At 71.7% G+C, this 25,609-nt stretch carries 27 protein-coding genes; 6 read left to right on the forward strand and 21 right to left on the reverse strand.

The window, feature by feature from the left end:
• The first annotated feature begins 27 nt into the window (after positions 1-27).
• On the forward strand, positions 28-1,296 hold the full coding sequence (gene ectB / locus GQQ95_RS01670; protein ID WP_157425883.1) for a diaminobutyrate--2-oxoglutarate transaminase: 1,269 nt from the start codon (positions 28-30) through the stop codon (positions 1,294-1,296).
• A gap of 333 nt (positions 1,297-1,629) precedes the next feature.
• Here ectB and GQQ95_RS01675 read toward each other — a convergent pair whose 3' ends face one another.
• The 3 genes from GQQ95_RS01675 to GQQ95_RS01685 form a co-directional block, all read right to left on the reverse strand.
• On the reverse strand, positions 1,630-2,106 hold the full coding sequence (locus GQQ95_RS01675) for a recombinase family protein (RefSeq protein WP_157425884.1): 477 nt from the start codon (positions 2,104-2,106) through the stop codon (positions 1,630-1,632).
• Between the two features lie 72 nt (positions 2,107-2,178).
• Positions 2,179-2,691, reverse strand: coding sequence for a MarR family winged helix-turn-helix transcriptional regulator (locus GQQ95_RS01680; RefSeq protein WP_246205135.1), 513 nt, complete (start codon positions 2,689-2,691; stop codon positions 2,179-2,181).
• A gap of 149 nt (positions 2,692-2,840) precedes the next feature.
• Complete coding sequence (locus tag GQQ95_RS01685; RefSeq protein WP_157425886.1) at positions 2,841-3,845, reverse strand: SDR family NAD(P)-dependent oxidoreductase; 1,005 nt, start codon at positions 3,843-3,845, stop codon at positions 2,841-2,843.
• Between the two features lie 218 nt (positions 3,846-4,063).
• Between GQQ95_RS01685 and GQQ95_RS01690 the strand changes: the two genes are divergently transcribed.
• Positions 4,064-4,726 carry a TetR/AcrR family transcriptional regulator gene (locus GQQ95_RS01690; RefSeq protein ID WP_170296925.1) on the forward strand — a complete coding sequence of 221 codons (663 nt, stop codon included), beginning with the start codon at positions 4,064-4,066 and terminating at the stop codon, positions 4,724-4,726.
• Here GQQ95_RS01690 and GQQ95_RS01695 read toward each other — a convergent pair.
• The 5 genes from GQQ95_RS01695 to GQQ95_RS01715 all read right to left on the reverse strand — a co-directional run bounded on the left by GQQ95_RS01695 (position 4,711) and on the right by GQQ95_RS01715 (position 9,090).
• Entirely contained in the window at positions 4,711-5,223 is a 513-nt protein-coding gene (locus GQQ95_RS01695) for a DUF3237 domain-containing protein (RefSeq protein WP_157425888.1), read from the reverse strand. The genes GQQ95_RS01690 and GQQ95_RS01695 overlap by 16 nt on opposite strands.
• Entirely contained in the window at positions 5,220-5,741 is a 522-nt protein-coding gene (locus tag GQQ95_RS01700; protein ID WP_157425889.1) for a MarR family winged helix-turn-helix transcriptional regulator, read from the reverse strand. The genes GQQ95_RS01695 and GQQ95_RS01700 overlap by 4 nt, the downstream gene beginning before the upstream one ends.
• Positions 5,738-7,111: an FAD-dependent monooxygenase gene (locus GQQ95_RS01705; RefSeq protein WP_157425890.1), complete on the reverse strand. Its 1,374-nt coding sequence runs from the start codon at positions 7,109-7,111 to the stop codon at positions 5,738-5,740. Before GQQ95_RS01705 ends, GQQ95_RS01700 begins: the two co-directional genes overlap by 4 nt.
• A gap of 116 nt (positions 7,112-7,227) precedes the next feature.
• Complete coding sequence (locus GQQ95_RS01710) at positions 7,228-8,454, reverse strand: glycosyltransferase (RefSeq protein WP_170296926.1); 1,227 nt, start codon at positions 8,452-8,454, stop codon at positions 7,228-7,230.
• A gap of 114 nt (positions 8,455-8,568) precedes the next feature.
• Positions 8,569-9,090 carry a MarR family winged helix-turn-helix transcriptional regulator gene (locus GQQ95_RS01715; protein WP_157425892.1) on the reverse strand — a complete coding sequence of 174 codons (522 nt, stop codon included), beginning with the start codon at positions 9,088-9,090 and terminating at the stop codon, positions 8,569-8,571.
• 109 nt (positions 9,091-9,199) lie between these two features.
• Here GQQ95_RS01715 and GQQ95_RS01720 point away from each other — a divergent pair, with 109 nt between their 5' ends.
• Entirely contained in the window at positions 9,200-9,769 is a 570-nt protein-coding gene (locus tag GQQ95_RS01720; RefSeq protein ID WP_157425893.1) for an NADPH-dependent F420 reductase, read from the forward strand.
• Between the two features lie 221 nt (positions 9,770-9,990).
• Entirely contained in the window at positions 9,991-10,659 is a 669-nt protein-coding gene (locus GQQ95_RS01725; RefSeq protein ID WP_157425894.1) for a GAP family protein, read from the forward strand.
• A gap of 113 nt (positions 10,660-10,772) precedes the next feature.
• On the opposite strand, the gene GQQ95_RS01730 is transcribed toward GQQ95_RS01725, so the two are convergent.
• Both GQQ95_RS01730 and prpB read right to left on the reverse strand, forming a co-directional pair.
• Positions 10,773-10,982 carry a three-helix bundle dimerization domain-containing protein gene (locus GQQ95_RS01730; protein WP_157425895.1) on the reverse strand — a complete coding sequence of 70 codons (210 nt, stop codon included), beginning with the start codon at positions 10,980-10,982 and terminating at the stop codon, positions 10,773-10,775.
• Positions 10,983-11,072: 90 nt separating this feature from the next.
• Positions 11,073-11,972 carry a methylisocitrate lyase gene (gene prpB / locus GQQ95_RS01735; protein WP_157425896.1) on the reverse strand — a complete coding sequence of 300 codons (900 nt, stop codon included), beginning with the start codon at positions 11,970-11,972 and terminating at the stop codon, positions 11,073-11,075.
• Positions 11,973-12,071: 99 nt separating this feature from the next.
• Here prpB and GQQ95_RS01740 point away from each other — a divergent pair, with 99 nt between their 5' ends.
• Positions 12,072-13,082 (forward strand): LLM class flavin-dependent oxidoreductase, encoded by a 1,011-nt coding sequence (locus GQQ95_RS01740; protein WP_157425897.1) that lies wholly within the window; start codon positions 12,072-12,074, stop codon positions 13,080-13,082.
• 160 nt (positions 13,083-13,242) lie between these two features.
• Here GQQ95_RS01740 and GQQ95_RS01745 read toward each other — a convergent pair whose 3' ends face one another.
• The 6 genes from GQQ95_RS01745 to GQQ95_RS01770 form a co-directional block, all read right to left on the reverse strand.
• Positions 13,243-14,157: an aldose 1-epimerase family protein gene (locus GQQ95_RS01745; RefSeq protein WP_157425898.1), complete on the reverse strand. Its 915-nt coding sequence runs from the start codon at positions 14,155-14,157 to the stop codon at positions 13,243-13,245.
• Between the two features lie 2 nt (positions 14,158-14,159).
• Complete coding sequence (gene araA / locus GQQ95_RS01750) at positions 14,160-15,683, reverse strand: L-arabinose isomerase (protein WP_157425899.1); 1,524 nt, start codon at positions 15,681-15,683, stop codon at positions 14,160-14,162.
• Between the two features lie 109 nt (positions 15,684-15,792).
• A complete protein-coding gene (locus GQQ95_RS01755) occupies positions 15,793-17,448 on the reverse strand; it encodes a xylulokinase (RefSeq protein WP_157425900.1) in 1,656 nt (551 codons plus the stop codon).
• Positions 17,445-18,191 (reverse strand): L-ribulose-5-phosphate 4-epimerase, encoded by a 747-nt coding sequence (locus tag GQQ95_RS01760; protein ID WP_157425901.1) that lies wholly within the window; start codon positions 18,189-18,191, stop codon positions 17,445-17,447. The genes GQQ95_RS01755 and GQQ95_RS01760 overlap by 4 nt, the downstream gene beginning before the upstream one ends.
• A 579-nt stretch (positions 18,192-18,770) precedes the next feature.
• Positions 18,771-19,889, reverse strand: a complete 1,119-nt coding sequence (locus GQQ95_RS01765) for a LacI family DNA-binding transcriptional regulator (RefSeq protein WP_157425902.1) — start codon at positions 19,887-19,889, stop codon at positions 18,771-18,773.
• Positions 19,890-20,005: 116 nt separating this feature from the next.
• Positions 20,006-21,202: an MFS transporter gene (locus tag GQQ95_RS01770; protein ID WP_157425903.1), complete on the reverse strand. Its 1,197-nt coding sequence runs from the start codon at positions 21,200-21,202 to the stop codon at positions 20,006-20,008.
• A gap of 180 nt (positions 21,203-21,382) precedes the next feature.
• Between GQQ95_RS01770 and GQQ95_RS01775 the strand changes: the two genes are divergently transcribed.
• Entirely contained in the window at positions 21,383-22,072 is a 690-nt protein-coding gene (locus GQQ95_RS01775) for a DNA alkylation repair protein (RefSeq protein ID WP_281352021.1), read from the forward strand.
• A 15-nt stretch (positions 22,073-22,087) separates the two neighbouring features.
• On the opposite strand, the gene GQQ95_RS01780 is transcribed toward GQQ95_RS01775, so the two are convergent.
• From GQQ95_RS01780 to GQQ95_RS01800, 5 genes are all read right to left on the reverse strand, one after another.
• On the reverse strand, positions 22,088-22,846 hold the full coding sequence (locus tag GQQ95_RS01780; RefSeq protein ID WP_157425904.1) for a hypothetical protein: 759 nt from the start codon (positions 22,844-22,846) through the stop codon (positions 22,088-22,090).
• 85 nt (positions 22,847-22,931) lie between these two features.
• The gene (locus GQQ95_RS01785; RefSeq protein WP_157425905.1) at positions 22,932-23,702 is read right to left on the reverse strand and encodes a PspA/IM30 family protein; all 771 of its coding nucleotides are present in this window, start codon (positions 23,700-23,702) and stop codon (positions 22,932-22,934) included.
• Entirely contained in the window at positions 23,699-24,316 is a 618-nt protein-coding gene (locus GQQ95_RS01790; RefSeq protein ID WP_157425906.1) for a hypothetical protein, read from the reverse strand. The genes GQQ95_RS01785 and GQQ95_RS01790 overlap by 4 nt, the downstream gene beginning before the upstream one ends.
• 146 nt (positions 24,317-24,462) lie before the next feature.
• Positions 24,463-25,071, reverse strand: coding sequence for a hypothetical protein (locus GQQ95_RS01795; RefSeq protein WP_157425907.1), 609 nt, complete (start codon positions 25,069-25,071; stop codon positions 24,463-24,465).
• Between the two features lie 57 nt (positions 25,072-25,128).
• Positions 25,129-25,401: a hypothetical protein gene (locus GQQ95_RS01800; RefSeq protein ID WP_157425908.1), complete on the reverse strand. Its 273-nt coding sequence runs from the start codon at positions 25,399-25,401 to the stop codon at positions 25,129-25,131.
• Positions 25,402-25,609 lie beyond the last annotated feature (208 nt).

Below are 25,609 nucleotides of genomic sequence, written 5' to 3' on the forward strand. Positions count from 1 at the left end.
GCCGTACAGAAAGAGGAAACGCCTGCCATGAGCGACGCCCTTGACGTCTTCGACCGCCGTGAGTCGGAGGTGCGCGGCTACGTGCGCGCCTTCCCGACCGTGTTCGATCGGGCGGTCGGCTCGACGCTGATCGGCGAAGACGGCCGCGAGTACCTCGACTTCTTCGCCGGTGCCGGCGTGCTGAACTACGGGCACAACAACCCGCTCTTCACCCGCGCACTCATCGAGTACCTCGAGCACGACGGCATCATCCACGGCCTCGACATGGCGACCTCGGCCAAGAAGGCCTTCATCGAGGCGTTCGAGCGTCTCGTGCTCGAGCCACGCGGGCTCGACCACAAGCTGCAGTTCACCGGGCCCACCGGCGCCAACGCCGTCGAGGCAGCCCTCAAGGTCGCCCGCCAGGCGACCGGCCGCACCAACGTCATCGCGTTCACGAACGCCTTCCACGGCCTGAGCATCGGCGCGCTCGCCGCGACCGGCAACAGCCACTACCGCGGCGCCGCAGGCATCACGCTCGACAACATCACTCGCCTGCCCTACGACGGCTACCTCGGCACCGAGGTCGACACGCTCGACCTCCTCGAGAAGATGCTCGACGACCCGGGCTCGGGCGTCGACCTGCCCGCGGCGGTCATCGTGGAGGCCGTGCAGGGCGAGGGCGGCATCAACGTCGCGAGCGTCCCGTGGCTGCAGCGCCTGCGGACGATCACCGCCGAGCGCGGCATCCTGCTCATCCTCGACGAGATCCAGGCCGGGGTCGGTCGCACGGGTGCGTTCTTCGCGTTCGAGCAGTCGGGCATCGTGCCCGACATCGTGACCGTCTCGAAGTCGATCTCGGGCTCCGGCCTGCCGATGTCGCTCGTGCTGCTGCGCCCCGAGGTCGACGTGTGGAAGCCCGGCGCCCACACCGGCACCTTCCGCGGCAACAACCTCGCCTTCGTCTCCGCCCGCGCGGCCCTCGAGAACTACTGGGCCGACACCGCGTTCGTCGACGGCGTCGCCTCGAAGTCGGCGCTGCTCGCGTCGGAGCTCGAGAAGATCGCCGCCGAGTACACCGACCTCGGGTTCGTCGTGCGCGGTCGCGGCCTCATGTACGGCCTCGCGTGCGACGCCGACCGCGGCCTCGCCGGCCGCATCTCGAAGGAGGCGTTCTCGCGCGGGCTCGTCATCGAGACCTCCGGCGCTCACGACGAGGTGCTGAAGTTCCTGCCGGCGCTGACGATCAGCGAAGACGAATTGCTGCGCGGCCTCTCGATCGTGCGCGAGAGCCTCGCCGCCGCCCTGGCCGAGTAGCGGCGTCGGGGAGCGCCGAGCCCGGCTCCGGCCCGCGCCGTCCTTTCCCGCGTTCCGAGAACAGGCGGATCCGGCCCAGTCGAGCCGGAAACAGGCACGACCGCGGCGTGTCGTCCGCCGTTGCCTGTTTCCGATCACGACGGCGAGCGGCTCAACGGGCCCGGCTCCGGCCGGCGCCGTCCTTTGCCGCGTTCCGAGAACAGGCGGATCCGGCCCAGCCGAGCCGGGAACAGGCACGACCGCGGCGTGTCGTCCGCCGTTGCCTGTTTCGGATCACGGCGGCGAGCGGCCGAAGGCGCCCGCGCCCGGCGCCCGGCGCGCGCGGCGAGCGAACTACGCGACCGGCTCGGCGTCGGCGAGGTGGCGTGCGCCGTGGCTCAGCACCTTGACGACGATGCCGCGTCGGCGAAGCGCCGCGATGGTTCGGGTCTCCTCGTCGACGCTGCGGCCCATGGCATGGCGGTTCGCCACGACGAGCACGTCACCCGCGCGAAGGGTTCCGAAGAAGCGCTCGAGCCGCTCCTCCCAGGTGTCGTCGTTCTCGGGCGCCGGGAACCTGAAGTCGGGGATCGCGACGCCGAACGCGGTGAGGTCGCGACGCTGCTCGACGATCGGCGGCATGTCGTCGCGGGCCACGACCAACCCGACGAGGCGTGAGCCCTCGGGCTTGGCCTTCCACCAGTCGGAGTCGCGCTGCAGCTCGACGAAGCACTCGGGGCAGTCGTTCGCGACGTGCACGTGCGTCGCCGTCGCCGCGCGCTTCGCGGAATCCGCGTGCCCGCTCGGTGCCGCGCTCGTCACATCGCCCATGATCAGCCTTTCTGGTTTGGGTCCATTGTCCCAGTTCCGGCCGACATCCGGGAGACGGCCTCACTCGGAAGCTCAGGCAGGCGGCTGCTCCTGCGAGAGCAGCCGGAGCAGGCGCGCGAGTGCGGCCTGATCGTCGCGGCTGAGCGCCGCCAGTTCGACGCCCTCGCGAGCGACGAGTCCGCGCATGGCCTCGTCGACGCGCTCGACGCCCTCGGGCCTGAGGCGCACCAGGATGCTGCGCCCGTCGCGAGGGTTGGGCCGTCGCTCGACCAGCCCCCGGACGACGAGGTTCTCGAGCCGGTTCGTCATCGCCGCACTGCCGATCATCGTCGCGGCGATGAGCTGCGCGGGGCTGAGCTCATGCGGCTCCTCCTGGCGGCGCAGCGCCGCGAGGACGTCGAACTCCCACGACGCGAGACCGGCGTCCTTGAACGCGGCGGCCCGCAGCTTCGCGAGCCGGTTCGCTGCCCGGCGCAGTCGCGACATCACGTCGAGCGGTGAGAGGTCGGTCTCGGGCAACCGCCGGGACCACGCGTCGATCAGCAGGTCGACCTCGTCGTCGCGTTCGCTCGGCCTGGGGTTCACGCTCTCGACGGTAGCGCGATCACGCGGCATCCGGAGCACTCGATGCCGGCTCCGCGAGCGGACAGAACGCCGCACCCGCGGCCCGGATACGAAACGAGCGGACCGGATGCCGAGGCATCGGACCCGCTCGTCGATCGTGCAAGCGGCGACTACTGCACCGACCAGCCGCCGTCGGAGGCGAGGATCGCGCCGTTGATGTTGACGCCGTCCTCGCTCAGGAGGAACGTGATCGAGGCGGCGAGCGCCTCGGCCGTCGCGACGGTCGGGATGGCCCCCTGGAACGGCGCGAGGCGGGCGGAGCCGACCTCGGACACGTGCGGGGGGAACGGGATGCCGGTCGCGACGCCGCCAGGGGCGACGGCGTTCACGCGCACGCCCTGCAGCGCGTACATGAAGGCGGCCGACTTCGTCATGCCGACGACGGCGTGCTTGGACGCCGTGTAGGCGTTGCCCGACGCGTTGCCGCGAAGGCCGGCCTCGCTCGCGACGTTCACGATCGAGCCCTTGCCGGCCTCGAGCATGAACGGCACGACGGCGCGCGTGAGCTTGAAGGTGCCCGTCACGTTGACGGCCATGACCTTGTCCCAGATGGCGTCGGGCGTCTCGTGGATCGGCGAGAAGTCGTCGTTGATGCCCGCGACATTGGCGAGTCCGTAGATCGAGTCACCGGCGGCGGCGACGATCGCGTCGATCGACTCCTGCTTCGTGATGTCGCCCGCGACGGGCACGATCTCGGCGCCGGGGATCGAGGCGGCGAACTCGTCGAGCTTGTCGGCGGAGATGTCGACGGCGACGACGCGGCCGCCCTCGCGTGCGATGCGGCTCGCCGTCGCGCGACCGATGCCGGACGCGGCGCCGGTGACGATGACGGTCTTGCCGGCGAAGCGGCCCGAGGTGATCTTCTCGGCCCAGACCTTGGAGTCGCCCTCGTCCTCGGGGATGACGCCGCCGTTGACCGCCTTGACGAGCTCGTCCACGGCCGACTGCGGCATCTGGCCCTGGCTCATGACGACGAGCTGCTGCAGGGGAAGGCTCGCGATCGGGGCGAGCTGGTCGGTCGAGCCGCCGCCCTGGCCCACGAGGCCCTGGAGCGCGGCCTTGCCGGCGGGGTCGGCGAGCCATTCGGCGATGGTGGAGTTGGCGGTGAGCGCCATGATGCTTCCTTCTTTCTGTCCGGCCGGATCGGTCGAAGCGGGGTGCGCCGGATGTCTCGGGGCTGCGGCATCCGTCGGTCCGTCGGTCCGTCGGGATGCTGCACCACACCGTGCGACTCCGGACGGGACACCTCCAGCCTAAACAACATCTGTCGGATATCCGACAATTGTCGGCGAACTCACGGCCAGCTCGCCTCGAGGACTGCGAGAATGCGGGCATGGGCGAACCCGGTGGTGAGCGCGACGAGCACGGCGGCCGCAATGAGCGCGACGACGACCGCGAGGAGCGCGTCGACGCGCGCGTCGAGCGCACGCGGCGTGCCCTTCAGCGCGCCGCCCTCGTCCTCGCCCGCGAGGGCCGGTTCGACGACGCGACCGTCGCGGAACTGACCGAGGCGGCGGGCGTGAACCGCTCGAGCTTCTACCAGCACTACGACGACCGCCAGGTGCTGCTCGCCGACGCGATCGAGGCCGCCGAGATCGAGGCGGTCTCCGAGCTCGGCACCCCGACCGACATCCCCGACCGGCTCCCCGAGTCGATGGTCGCCTTCATCGCCCACTTCGAGGCTGACGCCGACCTCTACCGGCGCCTCCTCGGCGAGCGCGGCTCCCCCATCGTCGCCGCCCGCATCCGCGCCCGCTTCGAGGCTCAGGCCCGCGCGGGCGTCATCTCCTCGGGCACGACGGCGTTCGAGGGCCTGCCGATCGACGTCGTGGCCGCCGGCATCGCGGGTTCGTGCCTGGCCGTGATCCAGGCATGGCTCGAACTCGACCCTCGGCCCGACATCGAGACCGCCGCCGAGTGGGTCTGGCGCGTGCTCGTCGGCCCGGGCGTGCCGATCGCCTCGCCCATGCGCGATCGGCCTCAGTCGACGGCGTAGGCGTCGTAGACGACCCGGTCGGGCCCGCGCGCGGCGACCCCGATGATGAAGCGGCGCTGGAGGGCCGCGAATGCGGGGGCGGATGTCTCGACCTCCACGTGCAGCCGGAACGCATACCGGTCGGACGGCACGGCCTCTCCGCGCCCGAGCGCCGCCAGCACGTCGGGCTCTCCGGAGCGAAGGCCGTGCGTGCGCACGTGGAGCAATTCGCCCCCCGCGGTGCGGGCGGTGTAGCGCGTGTCGATCTCGATCGTGCCGTCGGAGCGCACGACCTGCCAGTCGGCCCCGCCCGGCAGCACCTCGGCGTCGACGCCGTCACCCAGTCGTCCCCCGAGGATCGGCACGACCCGGCGATGGCCCCGACTCGTCACGCCGTGGTCCTCCACGTCGCCCACGAGCACGTCGGCCCGGAACACCTTCACGAGCCGGGCGGGCGGCGGCTCGACGGCCGCCGCGCCTGCGGAACCGGCCGGAGCTGCGGCATCCGCGGGGCTCATGCGTCCGGCTCCCCGGGTGCGACGGCGGGCGTCGAGCGGAGGTCGCGCCGCGTCCGGGATACGTCCTGCAGGGCGTCGCGCAACCGCTCGAGTGCGGGCACGGCGGCGGCGAGCGCGCGGGCGTCGCCGGCATCGAGGGCGTCGACCGCCTCGCCGAGCAGGGAGGCGCTGGCCTCGTCGAATCGGCCGAGCAGGCGCTCGGATCGTTCGGAGGCGCGAACGCCGAGACGCCGGCGGTCGGCCGGGTCGGGCTCCCGCGTGACGAGCCCCGCGGCCGCCATGGACTTCAGCAAGTTGCTCACCGTCGTGCGGTTGAGGCTGAGGTCGTCGGCGAGCTCGACCGGACTCCGCGTCGTGCCCGCCGGAAGCGCTCGAAGCACCTCGATCTGCGTGTCGGGGATGTCGGGCAGGTCTTCGGCCTCGCGGGCGGCGCGCAGCAGGCTGCGGCGCAGCGGCGAGATGACCCCGCTGAGCCGGGCCACGTCGACGCGGTCGGCCGCGCGCTCGGCGCCGCTCATGCCCGGACCGCCGGCGGCGTCAGCGACGACCGCTCGTTGAGCAGGTCGGCGTGGAACCCGGCCGCGACCTTGTACGCCTCGGCGATCTCCCGGAGCTCGGCCTCGGGGATCACGTCGTGGACGTCGGCGAAGCCCTGCGGCGCGCGCTCGTATGCGAGCTGCATGACCCGCTCGGGGCCGAGCTGCCGGGTCATCGCGTTCAGGCGCGTCGTCACGGGACGGCGATCGGCCTCGTAGGCGGCGAGCGCGGCGTCGATGCCGGAGGCGGCCGTGCCGGTGGTGGCCGTGCCGGCCGTGGCTGTGCCGGAGGCGACTGTATCGGCGGCAGCCGTGCCGGCAGCAGCCGCTTCGGCGGCAGCCAGGTGGAAGGCGAGCGCGCGAGCGTCGAGGATCGCCTGCGAGGCCCCGTTCGAGCCGTTGGGGTACAGCGCGTGGGCGGCGTCCCCGAGCAACGTCGTCCGCCCGACGGTCCAGCGCTCGAGCGGGTCGCGGTCGACCATCGGGTACTCGAGGATCTCGTCGGCGGCGACGATCACGCCGGGTACGTCGAGCCAGTCGAAGCGCCAGTCGGCGAAGAGCTCGGCGATCGGCGCCGGGTCGACGGCACGGTTCCAGTCGGCGGACTCCTTGACGCCCGCGGGGGCACGCCGCTCGGCGATGAAGTTGAGGCGGGTCATGCCGTCGTCGGAGCCCGATGCGACGAGCGGGTACGCCACGAACTTCTGCTCGGCGTCGCCGGCCATGATCATCGTGCGACCGTCGAGGAAGGTCGGTGCGAGGGCCGTGCCGCGCCAGAGCAGGAGCCGGTTCCACAGGGGCGCCCCCTCGGCCGGGTGGGCCTGCGCCCGGAGGGCGGAGTGGATGCCGTCGGCCCCGACCACGACGTCGGCGTCGACGACGAGCTCGTCGCCCGCGGCATCCGTGAACCGCGCACGCTCGACGACGCCGCCGCCGTCGGAGCCCGCGACGCCGTGCTCGACGCCGGTCGCGCGCCACCCGAGCCGGATCGCGTCGGCGCCGAGGCGACGCCGGACCTCGTCGGCGAGCAGCAGTTGGAACTCACCCCGGTGCACCGAGAGCTGCGGCCAGTGGTATCCCGCTTCGAGGCCCCGGGGTTCGCTCCAGACGGGCTGCCCGAAGCGGGTGAAGTACGAGAGCCGCGCGGGGGCGGTGCCGATCGCGGCCACCTCGTCGACGAGCCCGAGTTCGGTGAGCTCGCGCACGGCGTGCGGCAGCAGGTTCATGCCGACCCCGAGCGGCCGGAGCTCCCGGGCCCGCTCGACGACGGTCACGTCGCGGAACCCCGCCGCTTCCAGGCTCAGTGCCGTTGCGAGCCCGCCGATGCCGGCTCCGACGATGACGATCTTCACGCTGCCTCCTTGCAGGTCGTGAATTGAGTTTGGAACAAACGCAATTCCCTGTCAAGGGTCCGCCGGCGGACTCCGCGCCAGACGCGCCTCGCGCTGGACTCCGCGTCAGACGCGCCTCACGAGCTGATGCGGGCCTCGATGAGCCGCGCCGCGGCCGAAGGCCCGTCCTGCCCTGCGAAGACCTCCTGCACCCCGGTTGCGGCCTCGCGGATCCCCGGATCGGTGAGCACGCGGCGCACTGCGTCGATGAACTCCGGTCGCCCGACGTGCTTCGGCGGCACGCGAAGGGCGTTGCCGCGGCCGACGCACACCTCCACGTTCCACACCTGCTCGGGTTGCAGGCCGAGGCCGACGAAGGGGATTCCGGTGGCGCATGCCGTCTGCACGGTGCCCTGGCCGCCGTGCAGCACGGCCGCGTCGACGAGTCCGCCCAACAGGTGGGCGGGCAGCAGTCCGGTGACGTGCACGTTCGGGGGCACCTCGTCGCCGGGCTCCAGATAGTGCCCGATCGGCGCGACCACGTTGACGGGCAGCGTGCCCAGCTGGGCGGCCGCGGCGAGCGCGAGCCGCCGGTCGGCCGAGGATCCGAGCCCGAGGTAGACGAGCGGTTCGGATGCCGCGGCCAGGTCATCCACGATCGGAGGCATCGGCGCGTCCAACCGCGCGAAGATCGGCCCGACGCGGCGGTAGCCGTCGGGCAGGTCGTACCCGTCCAGTTCCCACGGCATGACCGTCAGCAGGTTCTCGTCGGCCTCGAGCATCGACGCGACGGTCCGGAGCGGCGGCACCCCGTTCGCCTCGGCGACGGAGGCGAAGGCGCGCGGCGCGACGGGGGCACGGGTGTACACCCAGCGGAACGCCGTCGTCGCGACCCGATCGGCGGTTCGTGCGAGCCACCCGCGACCCTGCACGAAGTGCATGCGACGGGTCTGCGCGACCTGCGGCCCGGTGAGCGCGAAGGGCACCGGATAGAAGAGCGGCACGCCCTCGGCGCGTGCGGAGATGAGCGACGTGATGTTCGAGCCGATCACGACCGCCGCGGCATCCGTCTCGCGGATGATGCGACGTTCCACGTCGACGCGCGCCGACACGAGGTCGCGGGTGAACGGACTCCGCAGCGCCCGCCCCTGGTCGAAGTCGAGGGCCTGCTTCCGCTCCGCCGCGGACCAGGCCGGTTCGCAGGCGCGGTACTCGAAGCCGGCGTCCGCGATGAGCTGCACGAAGTCGTGCTCGTAGCCCATGAACACCGCCCGGTGCGAGTCGTCGAGGGCGCGGGCGACCTCGATCATGCGGGTGGTCTCGGCGAGGTTGAAGGTCACCGGGCAGAAGACGACGGTCGCCATGGGTCGATCATCGCACCGCCGGGCCCGGTCGGTCCGATGCGCCGGCATCCCGACGGGCGCCACCGGGGCGGACCGCGGAGCCGGAAGCCGGCCCTCACGGCGCGGACCTGAAGCCTAGGGGCGAGCGGATGCCTCGGGCCGGTCCTTCGCCGCATCGCACTGCGTCGCCGACAGCCGGCCCTCGGGGTCGAGCTTCGAGAGGATGCTCGCGGTGATGGCGGCGAGCTGGTCGAGCTCTCCGGGGGCGAGCGCGTCGAGCACGTTCGACCGCACGGTCGCGACGTGGCCCGGCGCGGCGCGGTCGAGGACGGCGAGCCCCTCGTCCGTGATGCGGGCGTTCGTCGCGCGCTTGTCCTGGGGGCAGGGGAACCTGGCCAGGAGGCCCTTCTCCTCGAGGCGGCGGGCGACGTGCGAGAGGCGCGGGAGCGTGGCGTTGGTCTGCGATGCGAGCCGGGTCATGCGGCTCGTGCGATCGGGCGAGGACGCGAGCACGCTGAGCACGAGGTATTCGAAGTGGGTCAGCTCGACGTCTCGCTGGAGCTGCGCGTCGAGCATCGTGGGCAGCAGTTCGCTCACGGCGACGAGCCTGGCCCAGGCGGTCGCCTCGGCCGAGGAGAAGGGCTGGGTCGCGGTCATGCGCCCAGTCTACCGCATTAGTTGTCATGACAACTAAGTCGTGCTACGTTTGATTGTATCAACAAGTAATTGCGACGACTCGAGCCGTCGCGTCAGAAGGAGTCGCACAATGACCACGGTCAGCATCATCGGCAACGGCAACATGGGCACCGCCATCGGCGCCCTCGTCACCGAGGGCGGCAACGCCGTCGAGCACCTCGGCCGCGGGGCCGCGCCCATCTCCGGCGAGATCGTCGTGCTCGCGGTGCCGCATCCCGCCCTCGCCGAGGTCGTCGCCGTGCACGGCCCGCAGCTCGCGGGCAAGGTCGTCATCGACATCACCAACCCGCTCGACTTCGCCACCTTCGACGGACTCGTGGTCGACGCCGACGGCTCCGCCGCCGCCGACCTGGCCGCCGCGCTCCCCGAGTCGCGCGTCCTCAAGGCGTTCAACACCAACTTCGCCGCGACGCTCGCCGCGAAGCGGGTCGGCGAGGCGCAGACGACCGTGCTCGTCTCCGGCGATGACGACGAGGCCAAGCAGCTCGTCGCCGACGTCTTCACCGCGGGCGGCGTCAAGGTCATCGATGCGGGCGCGCTCAAGCGGGCCCGTGAACTCGAGGCGATCGGCTTCCTCCAGCTCACGCTCGCCGTCCAGGAGAAGACCTCCTGGACGGGCGGATTCTCGCTCAGCGCTTAACCTCGGTCGAGCCGGTTCGAACGGGCGGCGCCCCTCGCGGGGCTGCCGCCCGTTCGCCTTCCCCCCGCGCAATCCCCGCGCAATCCCTCCGCGCCATCGCCGGTATCTCGCGGCCGAAGCACTAGCCTGACCTAGACGCGCTGCGCTCCCGGTCGCGGCACCGCCGTCGGCCGCTCGCGACACCACCCGCGAGCGGGCCCTGAGCAGGAAGGACGACGACGATGATCGCCGCCATCGGCCACCTGCTCCCGATCGCGATCGCGGCCGCCGTCAGCTCCGTGCCGATCATGGCGACCATCGTGCTGCTGCTCTCGCCGAATCGCACCCGCACGGCACTGCCGTTCCTCATCGGCTGGGTCACCGGTCTCCTGCTCGTGGTCTCCATCTGCACCCTCGGCGCGCAACTCATCCCCACGCCGAAGCTGGGCCTGCGCCCGAACACGGCGATCGGCATCTGGGAGTCGATCATCGGCGTGGCCCTGATCGTGCTCGCCGTGGTCTCGTGGCGGCGCAGCCGTCACGAGACCCGCACAGAGCTGCCGAAGTGGCTCCGCTCGATCGACAAGATCGGAGCATGGTCGGCGGTCGGACTCGCCCTCGTGCTGAACGTACGACCCAAGGCGATCCTGCTCGCGATCGCCGCCGGCCTGGCCATCCGCGGAGAGAACCTCGACCTCGGGGAATCGGCCGTCTCCATCGGGTTCTACGTGGTGATCGCGGCCTCGACGGTCGCCGTGCCGATCATCGTCACGCTCGCCGCGCCGAAGCGCATGGAACCGCGGCTCGTCATCTGGCAGGACTGGCTCATCCGCAACAGCGACGTCGTCACCTCGCTCATCGTGCTGATGGTCGGCGTCGTCGTGCTCGGCAGCGGCATCAGCCGGTTCTGACCAGCCGGGTCCGAGAGCCCGGGGCGCGGCATCCGCCGGTCCTGGCCGACCGGGTCCGAGGCGCCGGCTCGCGGCATCCGCGGGTCAGGAGACCCGAGCGGACGTCCGCGACGTCAGGCCGACTGCAGGGCCTTGACCCGCTTCTTCGCACTCTTCTCGACGAGGACGGGCACGAAGTCGCGCACGTTGCGCCCATCGAACTCGTGGTGCTCCTCGTCGACGATCCTCGCGATCTCGGCCCGATCGACACTCGGGTACTTCACGGCGAGACGATCGACGACTTCTCCGACGCTGCGCAGTTCGGCGGCTTCGCGTTCTTCCATAGTGCGAGTCTGAGCCCACCCGGCACGGTGCGTCAACGACGCGCCGTGCAGTCCCAGCGTGCGCCCAGCCGCGCGGCGCGGCCGTCGAGGTCAGCGGGTGATCTCGAAGTTGAAGACGTCCTGGTCGAAGTGGTTGTACCCCTCGTAGTCGACGAGGTCGTAGAGGTCGGCGCGGTGCTGCATCTCGCCGAGCTTCGACGTGAGGTGGCCCTCGTCGATGATGGTGTCGAGCGCCCGGTCGGCGGCTCCCATCGCGATGCGGAGCAGCGACACCGGCCAGATGACGATGTTCACGCCGGCGTCGCGCAGCTGGTCCACCGAGAAGAGGTCGCTCTTGCCGAACTCGGTCATGTTGGCGAGGATCGGCACGTCGAGCGCGGTGCGCATCGCCTCGAACTCGGCGAGGTCGCGCATCGCTTCGGGGAAGATCGCATCGGCGCCGGCATCGACGAGCGCCTTGGCGCGGTCGATCGCGGCATCGAGACCCTCCACGGCACGGATGTCGGTCCGGGCCATGATGAGGAAGTTCGGGTCGCGCCGGGCGTCTGCGGCCGCGCGGATGCGCTTGAGCGCGGTGCCCTCGTCGACGACCTGCTTGCCGTCGAGGTGCCCGCACCGCTTCGGGTTGACCTGGTCCTCGATGTGCGCGCCGGCGATGCCGGCGTCCTCGAGGGTCTGGATGGTGCGCGCGACGTTCATCGGCTCGCCGAACCCGGTGTCGGCGTCGATGATGGCCGGAAGTTCGGTCATGCGGGCGATCTGCTGCCCGCGCCCTGCGACCTCGGTCAGCGTCGTGAGGCCGATGTCGGGCAGCCCGAGGTCGGCTGCGAGCACGGCGCCCGAGATGTAGACGCCCTCGAAGCCCTTGCGCTCGATGAGCCGCGCCGAGAGCGGGTTGAACGCTCCCGGGAAGCGGAGCAGCTCGCCCGACGCCAGCCGCTCGCGGAACAGTCGGCGCTTCTCGGCGGCGGGAGTCTGTGAATACAGCATCGGGTGTCCTCTCGTGGCCGCACCGGGCGTGGTTCGTCGAGCCGGCGGGTCCGCTTCTCAGGCTACCCGCCCCCGGAAGGGGTCTGGGAGGATGCTCCCGTGCCTGAAACCTCCTCCGCGCGTATCGGCGTGCTCCTCCCCCGCGATCTGCCCATCGACCAACTGCTGCCGTACGCGCGCCGGGCCGACGAGCTCGGCTTCGACGAGCTCTGGCTCGTCGAGGACCTCGGGTTCCGCAGCGGCATCGCCCAGGCCGGCGCGGTGCTCGCGGCGACCGAGCGCATCACGGTCGGCGTGGGCATCCTGCCCGCGGGCGCCCGTAACGCGGCCTTCTCGGCGATGGAGATCGGCACCCTCGGCCAGCTCTTCCCGAACCGCTTCATCGCCGGCATCGGCCACGGCATGCCCGTCTGGATGCGACAGATCGGCGCGTGGCCCGCGAGCCCCCTGACCCTCCTCGCCGAGTACACGACAGCCGTGCGCGCACTGCTGCGCGGGGAGGCGGGTCCGGCTGCCGGGCGGTACGTGAACGTGGAGGGCGTCGTGCTCGACGAGCTCCCGGCGAGCGTCCCGCCGGTGCTGCTCGGCGTGCGCGGACCGAAGTCGCTCGCGGTCGCCGGGGCGGTCGCCGACGGCGTCGTGCTCGCCGAGCCCGCGGCGCCTCCGTACATCGCCGCCGCGCGCGGGCACGTCCGCGCGGGGGCAGCGGGCCACGCCGGCACGGCGGCGGCCGTCGCGGCCGGGACGACCGGGCCCAACGTCACGACCTACGACGTCGCGGCCGTGCGCGAGGATGCCGCCACCGCCATCGCCCGCGTGCGCCCCGGGCTCGCTTGGATCGGCGAGCCCGACTGGGCGCCGCACCTGGTCGGCCTGCCCTTCGCGGAAGAGCTCGCGCGCCTCCGCCAGCAGTGCAGCGGACCCGACGAGTTCGCCACCCGGCTGCCCGACGAGTGGGTCGCCGAGCTCGCCCTGGCCGGGACATCCGCCCAGGTGCGCGAGCGCATCGCCGACCGGCACGAGGCGGGTGCGACGACCGTGGTGCTCACGCCCGTCGGCGACGACCGGCTCGGCGAGCTCGAGCGACTCGCGGAGGTGCTGCCCGGCTGAGGCCGGGTCGACCGCCGCCCTCGTCGAAGGGCGGAGGCCGGCCGGGCCCAGCCGGGCCTCGTGTCTGCCGGATTCGGAGATCTCGGCGACACGCCGCACCACGAGGTGCTGGCGACGGCGTGTCGGCAGGAACTCCGAATCCGGCAGACGGGCGAGGGCGTCAGATCGCGAAGATCGTCCACCCCGCGGATGCCGCGGCGCCGGGCTCCAGCACGATGAGGTCGGTGCCCGAGTTGAACGCATCCGGCGGGCAGGTCATCGGTTCGACCGCGAGGCCCGAACGACCGCTGCCGTCAGCCGTGTGGATCTGCACCCACGGGCAGTCGGCCGCCCACGACATGCCGACGCCGCGTCCGTCCGTATCCGTGAGCCGGGCCCGCACGAGGCCGTCCTCACCGAAGGCGAGCCCCGTGAAGGCGTGGTCGATCTCGGTGGATCCGATGCGTCGCGGCATCCGGTAGTCGAACGAGTCGCCGTCCCGTGCCTCGGCGACCGGCGTCGCGCCGGTCGGGACGAGCCGGTCGGGCGTCACCTCGAGCACGACCTCGGCGGGCAGCTCGAGGGCCCAGTCGTCGACCGAGCCCGCGCCCGCCACGAGGTACGGGTGCGGGCCGGTGCCGAAGGGCGCGGCATCCGGGCCGGTGTTCGTGGCCGTGACGTTCGTGTGCAGCCCCGACTCGTCGAGGCGGAACTCGACCTCGACGAGGATGCGGTGCGGGTAGCCCGTCTGCGCCTCGATGGTCGCCGCGAGCACGACCCGTGCGCTCTCGCGGAGCACCGGCTCGAAGTCGAGCCACGCCGCGAGGCCGTGCAGGGCATGGCCTCGCGCGGGCTCGGTGAGCGGCAGCTGCTGCTCGACGCCGCCGAAGTGGTACCGGCCGTCGACCACGCGGTTGGGCCACGGCGCGAGCGTGACCCCGCGGTACGCCGGACGCACCTCGTCGGCCTCGAACGGGACGACGAGGTCGCGGCCCTCGTACGTCAGCGACCGGAGCGAGGCTCCGATGCTCGCGATGGTCGCCGCGTACCCGTGCGCGGCGATCTCGTGCTGGTATCCCGACAGCGCGTTGCCCACGGCTAGAGTCCCTGCGCGAGGCGGTAGTACGCCTGGTTCCAGCGCACCTCGCGCTGGAAGTCGGGCAGCGTCGTCGACTCGTCGATGACGAGCAGCTCGACGCCGGCCATCTCGGCGAAGTCGCGGAACACCTCGATGCCGACCGCGGTCGACATGACGGTGTGGTGGGCGGCACCGGCCGTGAGCCACGCCGCGGCGCTCGTGCGGAAGTCGGGGGCCGGCTTCCAGACGGCCCGGCCCACGGGCAGCTTCGGCAGCGACTCGCGCGGCGCGACGTTCTCGACGACGTTCGCGGTGAGGCGGAAGCGGTCGCGCATGTCGCTCATGGCGACCACGACGGCGGGCCCGGCGTCGGCCGTGAAGACCAGGCGCACGGGGTCGTCCTTGCCGCCGATGCCGAGCGGGTGCACCTCGAGCGTGGGCTTCGCGGTCGTGAGCGAGGGCGAGACCTCGAGCATGTGCGCGCCGAGGATGAGCTCGTCGCCGGGCGTCATGTCGTAGGTGTAGTCCTCCATGAGGCTCGCGCCGCCGGGCAGGCCCGCACCCATGACGTTCGCGATGCGCACGAGCACGGCCGTCTTCCAGTCACCCTCGGCGCCGAAGCCGTAACCCTCGGCCATGAGGCGCTGCACGGCGAGGCCGGGCAGCTGCTTCAGGGCACCGAGGTCCTCGAAGGACGTCGTGAACGCGCCGAACCCGCCCTCCTCGAGGAACGAGCGGAGGCCGAGCTCGATCGCGGCGCCGTCGCGCAGCGACTGGTGGCGCTCGCCGCCCTGCCGCAGTTCGGGCACGACGTCGTACTCGTTCTCGTAGACGGCGACGAGCTCGTCGATCTCGGCCTCGGATGCCGCGGCCACCGCCTCGGCGAGCTCGTTGACGCCCCACGTGTTGACCTGCACGCCGAAGCGCAGCTCCGCCTCGGTCTTGTCGCCCTCGGTCACGGCGACGTAGCGCATGTTGTCGCCGAAGCGCGCGAGCTTGAGGTCGCGGGATGCCGCGAGGCCGGCCGCGGCACGCTGCCAGGTGCCGAGCTGCTGCTGCACGACCGGGTCGCTCGCGTGGCCGACGATGGTCTTGCGGGGCACGCCGAGGCGGGTCTGGATGTACCCGAACTCGCGGTCGCCGTGCGCCGCCTGGTTCAGGTTCATGAAGTCGAAGTCGATGTCCGCCCAGGGCAGCTCGACGTTGGCCTGCGTGTGCAGGTGCGCGAGCGGCTTCTGCAGCGCGTCGAGGCCCGCGATCCACATCTTCGCGGGGCTGAACGTATGCATCCAGGCGACGACGCCGATGACGTTCTGGGCGGCGTTGGCCTCGAGCATGACCTTCTTGATCGCGGCCGAGTCGGTGAGCACGGGCAGCCAGACCACCTTCACCGGCACGTCGGATGCCGCGTCGAGCGTCTCGGCGATCGCCTGCGACTGCTCGGCGACCTGCGCGAGCGTCTCGGGGCCGTAGAGGTGCTGGCTGCCCGTGAGGAACCAGACCTCGTACTGGTCGAGCGAGGTCGTGAGCGGCGTGGGGGTCATGCGGGTCTCCTTCGGTGCGGGTCGTGCTGGGTTCGTGTGGTCTTGTGCGGCGTCGTGCTGCGAGGGGTGCGGTGCGAGCGGATGCCGCGTGCGCGGCGCTCCCCTCGGGTCAGAGCGCCTCGACGGCCGCGGCCTCGGCGGCGAGGCCGGCCCGGTAGCGCTCGAGGTAGGCGGCGAAGCCGGCGACATCCGCGGGGTCGGGGGTGACGGTCTCGACCTCGGCGTCCGCGAAGACGCTGTCGCGCAGGTAGGTGTCGAGGTCGGTGCCCGCGGGCGCCGAGAGGTAGGAGGCGAGCACCGCAATGCCCCAGGCTCCACCCTCGGACGCGGTCTCGCCGACGGCCACGGGCGCGTCGAGCGAGCCGGCGAGGAAGCGCTGCGCGACGCCCGCCGTGCGGAACATGCCGCCGTGCGCGAACATGCGGTCGAGCTCGACGCCCTCGCCCGCGAGCACCCGCATGCCGAGCGCGAGCGTGCCGAACACGCCGTACAGCTGGGCGCGCATGAAGTTCGGCAGCGTGAGCCGGCTGTCGGGCGTGCGGACGACGAGCGGGCGACCTTCACTGAGGCCCGCGATCGGCTCGCCCGCGAGGTGGTTGTAGGCGAGCAGTCCGCCGGCGTCGGGCTCACCCTCGAGCGCGGCACGGAACAGCACGTCGAAGGCCGTGTCGGTGTCGACCGGGCTGCCCGAGGCGGCACCGAACTGCGCGAAGAGCCCGACCCACGCGGCCAGTTCGCTCGCACCGTTGTTGCAGTGCACCATCGCGACGGGGTCGCCCGCGGGCGTCGTCACGAGGTCGAGCTCGTGATGCGCGTGCTCGAGCGGGCGCTCGAGCACGACCATCGCGAAGATGCTCGTCCCGGCGCTGACGTTGCCGGTGCGCGGGGCGACCGAGTTCGTCGCGACCATGCCCGTGCCGGCGTCGCCCTCGGGCGGGCAGAACGGGGCGCCGGGCTGCAGGCCGCCGGTCGGATCGAGCAGGGCCGCGCCGGCCGCCGTGAGGACGCCGGCGGGCACGCCCGCGTCGAGCACCTCGGGCAGCAGGTCGAGCAGCGGGCGCGGCGCGCGGTCGCCGACGAGCGAGTCGTAGGAGTCGACCAGGCCCGCGTCGTAGCCGTGGGTGGCGGCGTCGATCGGGTCCGTGCTGATCGGGAACATGCCCGACGCGTCGCCCACGCCCAGCACCTTGCGGTCGGTGAGGCGCCAGTGCACGTACCCGGCGAGGGTCGTCACGAAGCGGATGTCGGGGACGTGCGCCTCCCCGTCGAGGATCGCCTGGTGCAGGTGCGCGATCGACCAGCGCAGCGGGATGTTGACGCCGAAGCGCTCGCTGAGCTCTGCGGATGCCGCGCCCGTGGAGGTGTTGCGCCAGGTGCGGAACGGCACGAGCAGCTCGTCGGCCGCGTCGAACGCGAGGTAGCCGTGCATCATCGCCGAGACGCCGATCGCGCCGAAGGTCTGCGGCGTCGCGTCGTGGCGGCGCCGCACGTCGGCGATGAGGTCCGCGTACGCGGCCTGCAGGCCCGACCAGACGTCCTCGAGGGAGTAGGTCCAGACGCGGTCCTCGAACCGGTTCTCCCACTCGTGGCTGCCGACGGCAAGCACGTTCGTGGGGTCGGCCGAGTCGACGAGGCAGGCCTTGATGCGGGTCGAGCCGAGCTCGATGCCGAGCGACGTGCGACCCTCGAGGATCGCCGTGCGCGCGGCATCCGTCGTCGCATGCGCCTGTGCGTCGTCCGTCTGCTGGGTGGTGGGCTCGCTCATGCGGTGGCTTCCTTCCGGCGGGTGTCGTTCGCCTGTCCGTAGACGTTCTGGTAGCGGTCGTACAACCAGTCGATCGCGTCCTGCGGGATCGGGACCAACGGGCCCGCCTCACGAGCCAGGTGCACCGTGCGGGCGACATCCTCGACCATCACCGCAGCCTTGACCGCGTCCTTGGCCGACGCGCCGATCGTGAACGGCCCATGATTGGCCATCAACACCGCACGGCTGCGGTGCCCGCTCAAGGTCTCCACGATGCCCCGACCGATCGAGTCATCCCCGATGATCGCGAACGGACCCACCGGGATCGGACCGCCGAACTCATCGGCCATCGCCGTGATCACGCACGGGATCTCCTCGTTGCGTGCCGCCCACGCCACCGCATACGTCGAATGCGTGTGCACCACACCACCGACCTCCGGCATGTTCCGGTACACGTACGCATGCGCCGCGGTATCCGAGGACGGCGCCCGGTCAGCACCAGGCGTACCCGGGATCACATTGCCATCCAGATCGCACAGGATCATGTTCTCCGGCGCGAGATCGTCATACGACACCCCCGACGGCTTGATCACGAACAACTCCGCACCCGGCACCCGACCAGACACGTTCCCGCCGGTCCAGACCACCAGGCCATACCGCGTCAACTCGCCATGCAACTTCGCAACCTCGGTCCGCACACGCGCGATCGCCGCCTCGACGTCGGGGGTGAAACCCTGCCGGACGCCGTCGTTCGTGCCGCTCATGCCGCCACCACGCCAGCCACGGTACTGCGATCCGGGATGGGCCGGAAGCGGGTGCCGCCTGCGATTCGGTCAGGCCTCGATGCCTGGGGTGCTGCACTCACGGGTTCGTCCTCCATCGCGACCGGCCGCGGGTTCCGCGACTGTGACCGGTCACATTCTGACTCAGCAGCGTCGGCGTGTCAATTGCGGGGGCCGGACACCGCCGCTCATGTGCCGCTGCTCATCGCTGCTGCTCATGTGCCGCTGCTCGTCGCTCGCTGGTCATGTGCCGCTGCTCATCGCTCGCTGGTCATGTGCCGCTGCTCATCTCCGCTGCACCTCTGCTGGTTGCCGCTGTTGTTCATATGCCGCTGCTCATCGCTGCTCATGTGCCGAATTCCGGAGTTCCTGCGCGACACGCGCACGCGCGACCCGATATGCCCGGCGTGTCGCGCGAATCTCCGGAATACGGTCGGCCTCGGCGGGGACGCGATCACGTCGTTGCTCTGCGCTCTGCGCTCTGAGCTCTCAGATGACGCGGCGCCGGGCGGTGCGCCGCGCCGGGCGGGCTCCGCGCCACTCCCGGGCTCCGGGCGCAGCTCAGCGCGGCGCGGTCGACGCGCGCACGATGAGCTCGGGCACGAGCATCGGGCGACCCGCCGGCCCAGCATCAGCAGCGCCAGCACTCCCGGCACCGTCACCGCCGCCAGCAACACCGGCACCACCGCCAGCACGCCCGGCACCGGCACCGCTGCCGGCATCGCGAGCACCCGCGCCGCCGGCATCGCCACCACCGTCCAGCAGCGCGGCGACGGCGCGCCGCGCAAGCTCGTCGAAGTCCTGCCGGACAGTCGTGAGCGGCGGCCAGAAGTACTCCGCGTCGGGGATGTCGTCGAAGCCGACCACGCTCACCGCCTCGGGCACCGCAGCACCCTGCTCGCGCAGGTACCGCATGAGGCCGAGCGCCATCTGGTCGTTCGCCGCGAAGACGGCGGTCGGGGCATCCGCCATCAGCGCCTCACCCGCGGCGTAGCCCGACCGTGCCGACCAGTCGCCGCCGACGACCGCGACGGGCGCGAGCCCATGGGCCTCGAGCTCGAGCGCGAATCCGTGCTGGCGCGAACTCGCCTCGAGCCAGTCGGACGGTCCGGCGAGGTGCGCGATGCGCGTGTGCCCCAGGCCGACCAGGTGCCGCGTCGCGATGCGGGCGCCCTCGACCTGGTCGACGGCAGGACTGCGATCGTCGCGTCCGCCGGCGAGCAGGGTCACGACCGGCACGTCGAGCCGAAGGCCGTCGAGCGCCTCGAGCACGTGCACGTGCGGGGCGACCACGACGATGCCGTCGACCGCTTGACCGCGTAGGTGCGCGATGCCCGCCGACACCGACCCGAGGTCCTCGGAATCGACGTACGCGGTGCTCACCCAGTGGCCGGCCGCCCGAGCCGCCGCCTCGAGTGCCGCGATGCTCGTCGAGGGGCCGTAGTGCCGCGAGTCCGACGCGAGCACGCCGATCGTGCGCGAGCGCTTCGTGCCGAGCGCCCTGGCGGCGAAGTTCGGCGTGTACTCGAGTTCGGCGATCGCGTCCATGACCCGGCGCCGCGTCGACTCCTTGATCTGCGGATGCTCGTTCAGCACCCGCGAGACCGTCTGCCGCGACACCCCGGCGAGCGCCGCCACGTCACGGACGCCGGCTGCACGGGCGGGACCGGATGCCTGCATGGATTGGCCGCCCCTCATCACTCGCCCGATCGGTCGAACGCCCGACGTCGGATCGAGCATAGACGGATGCCGCGCGGCGACGCCGCCCAGCGGCATCCGCTCGCGGCATCCGCTCGCTAGGCCGGCGTCGCCGGGAAGGCCCGCCGCGCGACCACCACGACGACGATGCCCGCGAGCACGAGCGCCGCACCGACGTAGGGCACCCAGCCGAGCCCGACGCCCGCGAGCACGAGGCCGCCGAGGGCGGCTCCCCCGCCGATGCCCAGGTTCGCGGTGGCGTTGACGAGGGCGCCGATGACGTCGGGCGTCGCGCCTCGCGTGCGGATCGCGGCCGTCTGGAAGCTCGACGCGACCGCGCCGAAGCCCATGCCCCAGACGGCGGTCGCGGCGATCACCCAGCCGAGCGCGGGGAACGCCGCGCCGATGGCCAGCAATCCGACGACCATGACGGCGAGCACGAGGATGAGGCTCGACCTGGGACGCCGGTCGAGCGTGACGCCGGCGTACCAGGTGCCCACGAGGCTCACCGTGCCGACACCGAGCAGGACGGGGCCGACCCCGGCCGCGCCGAGGCCCGCCGCGAGCAGGATCACCGCCACGTACGTGTAGACGGTGTACTGCCCGAGGTAGACGAGGGCGTTGGTGGCCGTCACCGCGGCGAGACGCCCGCGACGCGTGCGGCGTTCGGTGCGGCTGTCATCTGCCGGCGCCTCGATCGGCACGGCGGGCAGGAGCACCGCGACGAGCAGCAGCGTGAGCGCGCACCCGGCGGCCAGGACGCCGAAGGCGACCCGCCAGCCGACGGCGGTGCCGAGCGCGGTCGACAGCGGTACGCCCAGCACGAAGCCGGCCGAAGCACCGGCGGTGACGATCGCGAGCGCACGCCCGGTGAAGGCGGGCGCCACGAGCCGCGAACCGTAGGCGATGCTCAGCGAGAAGAAGAGCGCATGCGCGACGCCGCCGATGGCACGGCCGGCTGCGACCACGGCGAACGTCGGGGCGACCGCGACCACCAAGTTGGCGGCCGTGTACGCCGCGAGCGTGCCGAGCAGCAGTCCCTTGCGCGGCAGCCGGCGGGTCCACAACGTCAAGGGCAGGGCGAGCGCCGCCACCATGAAGGCGTAGACGGTGACGAGCAGGCCGGCGATCGACTCCGTGACGCCCAGTTCATCGCTCATCGCCGGGAGCACGCCGACCGGGAGCATCTCGGTCGTCAGCGCAAGGAAGGTCGCGATCGTGAGCGCCGCGATGCCGCCGGCCGCGTCGCGCACGGTCCCGGGCTGCCAGGCTTCGGTGTCGTGGACGCTCGTCATACGGTGAGGCTACCGATGGCCCACGACCTCGTGGGACGGAACCACGGATGCCGCGGCATCCGCACGTGCGTCCCGTCGATCCCGACCCCGCGCCGACGTACCGCGACGCAGCCGCCCGACGTAGGCTGGAACCGGACCGCAGAGACGAAGGAGACCCTCGTGACGACCCAGACGTCGACCATCGAGGCGGACCTCGAGCCGGGCACCGACGACGAGGTCGGCCGCGTGCTCGCCGAGCTCGCGAGCCTCGAGGATCCGAAGATGCGCGCGGTGAACGAGCGCCACGGCGACGACCACGGCGTGAACCTCACGAAGTTGCGCGCCGTCGCCAAGCGGCTGAAGACCCAGCACGACCTGGCCATCCGCCTCTGGGAGACCGGCGAGACCCCGGCTCGCCTGGTCGCACTCCTGATCTGCCGCCCGAAGGCGTACAGCGCGGCCGAGCTCGACGCGATGCTCCGCGAGGCACGTGCCCCCAAGGTGCAGGACTGGCTCGTCAACTACGTGGTCAAGAAGAGCCCGCACGTCGAGGAGCTGCGCGTGGCGTGGTTCGACGACGCGGACCCGACCGTCGCGAGCGCAGGCTGGGCGCTCACGAGCACGCGCGTGCAGAAGTCGCCCGAGGGGCTCGACCTGCCCGGACTGCTCGACCTCATCGAGGCCGACATGAAGCGGGCCCCCGACCGCCTGCAGTGGGCGATGAATGAGTGCCTCGCCCACATCGGCATCAGCCATCCCGAGTACCGCGCGCGCGCCCTCGCGATCGGCGAGCGCCTCGAGGTGCTGAAGGACTACCCGACCGCGCCCGGCTGCACGTCACCGTTCGCGCCGATCTGGATCACCGAGATCGTTCGCCGCCAGAGCGCGTGAATCGCGTGCTCGCGGTCACGTGATGTCGGCCTGGTCGTCGAGTTGATGCTGCGACACGGCCACCGTGTCGGCGCTGTTGATCGGGAACGGCGTTCCCTCCATGAGGGCGCCGACCCACGTCTTGAGCTCCCCCGCAGTGCTCCGCCCACTGGTGCCCTCGGCGAAGGTCGCCATCGGCTTGGGGTCGAAGTCCCAATAGTCGTAGTACGTGGCGGTCCCGGCGAATTCGGCGATGACCCCCGTGCTCCCCTTCGTCAGCGTCAGCGTGCCGTCCAGCGTCACGGTGAAGTTGCCGAGGGTCTGGTTCTTCTGCGCGACGCCTCGTCCACGCGCACCGCTGATGGCTGCCGTGAACTGCTTGTACTCGGTCGGCGGGGCCGGGTCCGCCTCCGCGACGGTGATGAGGCGGTTGCGTTCGGCGGCCACCGCGGGAAACCAGGAGAAGACGTTCGTGATCGCATCGACCTCGATCATCTCGGCCCTGGTGAGGTCGTATGCGGCCCCGCCGCCCGACATGTAGTGGTTGATGAACGAGCGAGGGAGTCCCGGGTCCGCCTGGGCCAGCATCGAGCCGTCGAAGATCCCGCGGCTCCAGACGTCGTCGATCCAGCTGCGCTGAACGAACGCCGCCGTCGCCTGATTGCCCGCCGCACGCTGGAGGGCCAGCAGCGACTGCGGCATCGATGACGCCGAGGCGGCTCCCGCCGAGGCGGACGTCATCGACGGCGATGCCTCCCGGCCGGCCTCACCCTGCTCTCGCGTCGTACGCTGCACGCGGATACCGTACGTCGTCGGCCGCACCACCGCGCCGCCCTCGAGGCCGGCGTCGGGGCATCGGGATGGCGCGATCGGGCAGTCGTTACGAGCTCGAGCTCCCGATGCCCATCCAACCGCCCGAACCCGATCGGTCGGAGCTGCTCGGCGCTGCGCCGCCCTTCAGGGCCTGCAGCTGGCGCTCGATCTCGGCCTGCGCGGACACCGCCGCGAGCTGACGCTCGATGTCGGCATCCGGCGCTGCGGCGAGGTCGGTGAGGGCCCCGCTCGCGAGCAGCTCGTCGGTCGCGGCGGCGCGCGCCTGCATCTGCGCGACACGGTCGCGGGCGCGATCGAGGCTGGACCCGACATCCGTGATGCTGTTGCTGATGCCGGAGACGGCCTCGTTCGCCCGGACCTGCGCCTCGGAGGCGGTGTAGGTCGCCTTGATCGTCTCCTTCTCGATGCGGAACGCCGCGACCTGGTCGGTGAGGCGACGCTCGCGCTCCTGCAGCTGCGCGGTCTGGCGCTCGAGGGAGCTGTACTGGTTCTGCAGCTGGGCGACCTGCCCCTCGAGCATCGCGCGACGCTCCAGCGCGGCGCGCGCGAGGTCTTCGCGTCCCTGCGCGAGCGCTTCGGATGCCTGGGAGCCGAGGCGCTGGTAGCGCGCGCCCATCTCCTCGCCCTGCAGCTCGATGCGCTTCTTCGCGGTCGCGACATCGGCCACCGCGATGCGAACCTGCTGGAGCAGTTTCACCTGCTGGTCGTAACTGTCGTCGAGGGTCTCGCGGGGATCCTCCATGCGGTCGAGGGCCTTCGACGTCTTGCTGCGGAAGATCGTCTTCACCCTGGACGTGTTGCTGTTGGCGTTGCTCATGGTCGGTTCCCCTCATCTCGTACGGTGGAAGTCGTGGGGCGCGTCATCGTGACGCGGCCGTCGCGGCGGTTGAGCGCCTGGAGCTCCTCGATACCCGCGTGGAGGGCCGCGACCTCGCGGTCGACCTCGGAGCCGAGCGTCGAGAGCGCGTCATCGGTCGTGCCGGAGAGGGCGGATGCCACGGCCGAGCGCACCTGCTTCACGAGGCCCTCGACCTGCTCGACCCGCTGGCGCGCAGCGGGGAGCTCGTCGGCGAGCGCCGCGGTGTCGGTCTCGGACTCCATCAGTCGCAGCTGCAGGTCGAGCACCGCGCCCTCGTCGCCGATGCGGCGGAACAGGCGGGGCAGCTCGCTGCGCGCACCGCCCCCCGCGAGCTCGACGGCGGAACGCCCGCTGCGAAGGCTCTCGTCGAGGCGGACGCGCAGGGCGAGCACGTTGCGCTGCGGCCCCCGCGCGAGGCGGGCCCTGGTGCGGAGGGTCGTGCCGTTCACCGCTCGACTGCGGCGCACGCGGCGGAAGAGCGAACGCACCACCAGGACGAACGTCACCATGACGCCGATCGAGAGGAGCACGATCACTCCGAGCCCGATCAGCACCGCTTCGATGCCGGTCACGAGCACCACCCCCTGCGCAATTCGACGGCCGCGTCAACACGCGATATAACGCGTGTTGCGAGAATACCCCGGAATCCTCCCGACCGGGAGCGTCGTGATCGGATTCGCAGGCGGCGTGCAGGCCGCACAGCGCAGCTGCGCGGAAGTCAGTCCCAGAACGGGCGGGGATGGAGGGCGCCGGCGAGCATGTCGGCGGACACGACGAACCTCGATTCGGGCACTCCGAGCGCCGCCCAGGCGATCACGAGTTCGAACGACCGCGGCAGCGCGCCCGGCGACCACAGCCACACCTCGACGTTCTGCTCGTGGAGGTCGAGACCGCCCCCGCCACCGCCGCCGTACATGGAGATGGTCGGCGGCGTCGGTTCACCGGGTCCGGCCTCCTGGCCCGGTCCTCCGCCTCCCGCGATCAGTTTGCGGCCGCCGGGGAGCTGGACGCCCAATCGGAGTTCATCGCCCTCCGCGCCGCCGAGGCCCCATCCCATGCGAGCGTGCACGAAGGAGTTCCAGTCGCGCATGGACTCGCCGGGTCGCCGCCTGCGCGCCCATCGGAGCGAGATCGAGACGCCCTCCTCGTACCTGGCCACCTCTCGGACCCAGATGAGCAGGGCATCGTCGCGATGGACGATCCCGTCGACCAGGACCCGACCCGGCAGCACCGCGGGCGGCGGCTGGTGCCACGCGGGCTGCACGTACGTCTCGGGCTCCGGCTCGGGTGCGTCGACCGGTCGCAGGTCGAAGAAGGGCTCGCTCATCCGCTCAGGCTAGCCAGAGGCACCCGGCGGCGACAGTGCCGCCGAATGCCGCCGACGTCACTCCCAGCTGAGTTCGTGCGCCCAGCCGGCGATGTACGCGCGCTCGTCGAGGTCGAGGCGCACCGTGCGGTGCGGGAGCCGCTCGTGCTCGCGATCGCAGAGATCGAGGATGCGGCGCACGATGTACGGCCGCAGCGGGGCATCGAGGTTCTCGAGCAACTCGCGCTTGAGCGGATGCTCGAGCATGGGCCACCAGCTCCCGATCGGCGGGAGGCCGTGCTGGCGGACGCGCCGCCCATCGCGGGCCGGCGGATCGACGATGGTGCTCATGAGATCACCGCCGTGAACCGGTCGATTCCAGTTGAGGGTCTGTGAGGGCCTGGATCGGTCATCGGATGACTCCTTGTTCGCGTCGGCCCGACTGATGGGCCCGACAGTATTGACCGTAGGCCGCGGTTCGACCGAGCGGCAGGGGTTGACTCCTGGGGCGAGATGCGTATGGGCCATATCGGGCCGGCGGCCTCGTGTCAATGGACTC

Origin of the sequence: Agromyces salentinus (genome assembly GCF_009749395.1) — a bacterium.
GTDB classification, from domain to species: Bacteria; Actinomycetota; Actinomycetes; order Actinomycetales; family Microbacteriaceae; genus Agromyces; species Agromyces salentinus.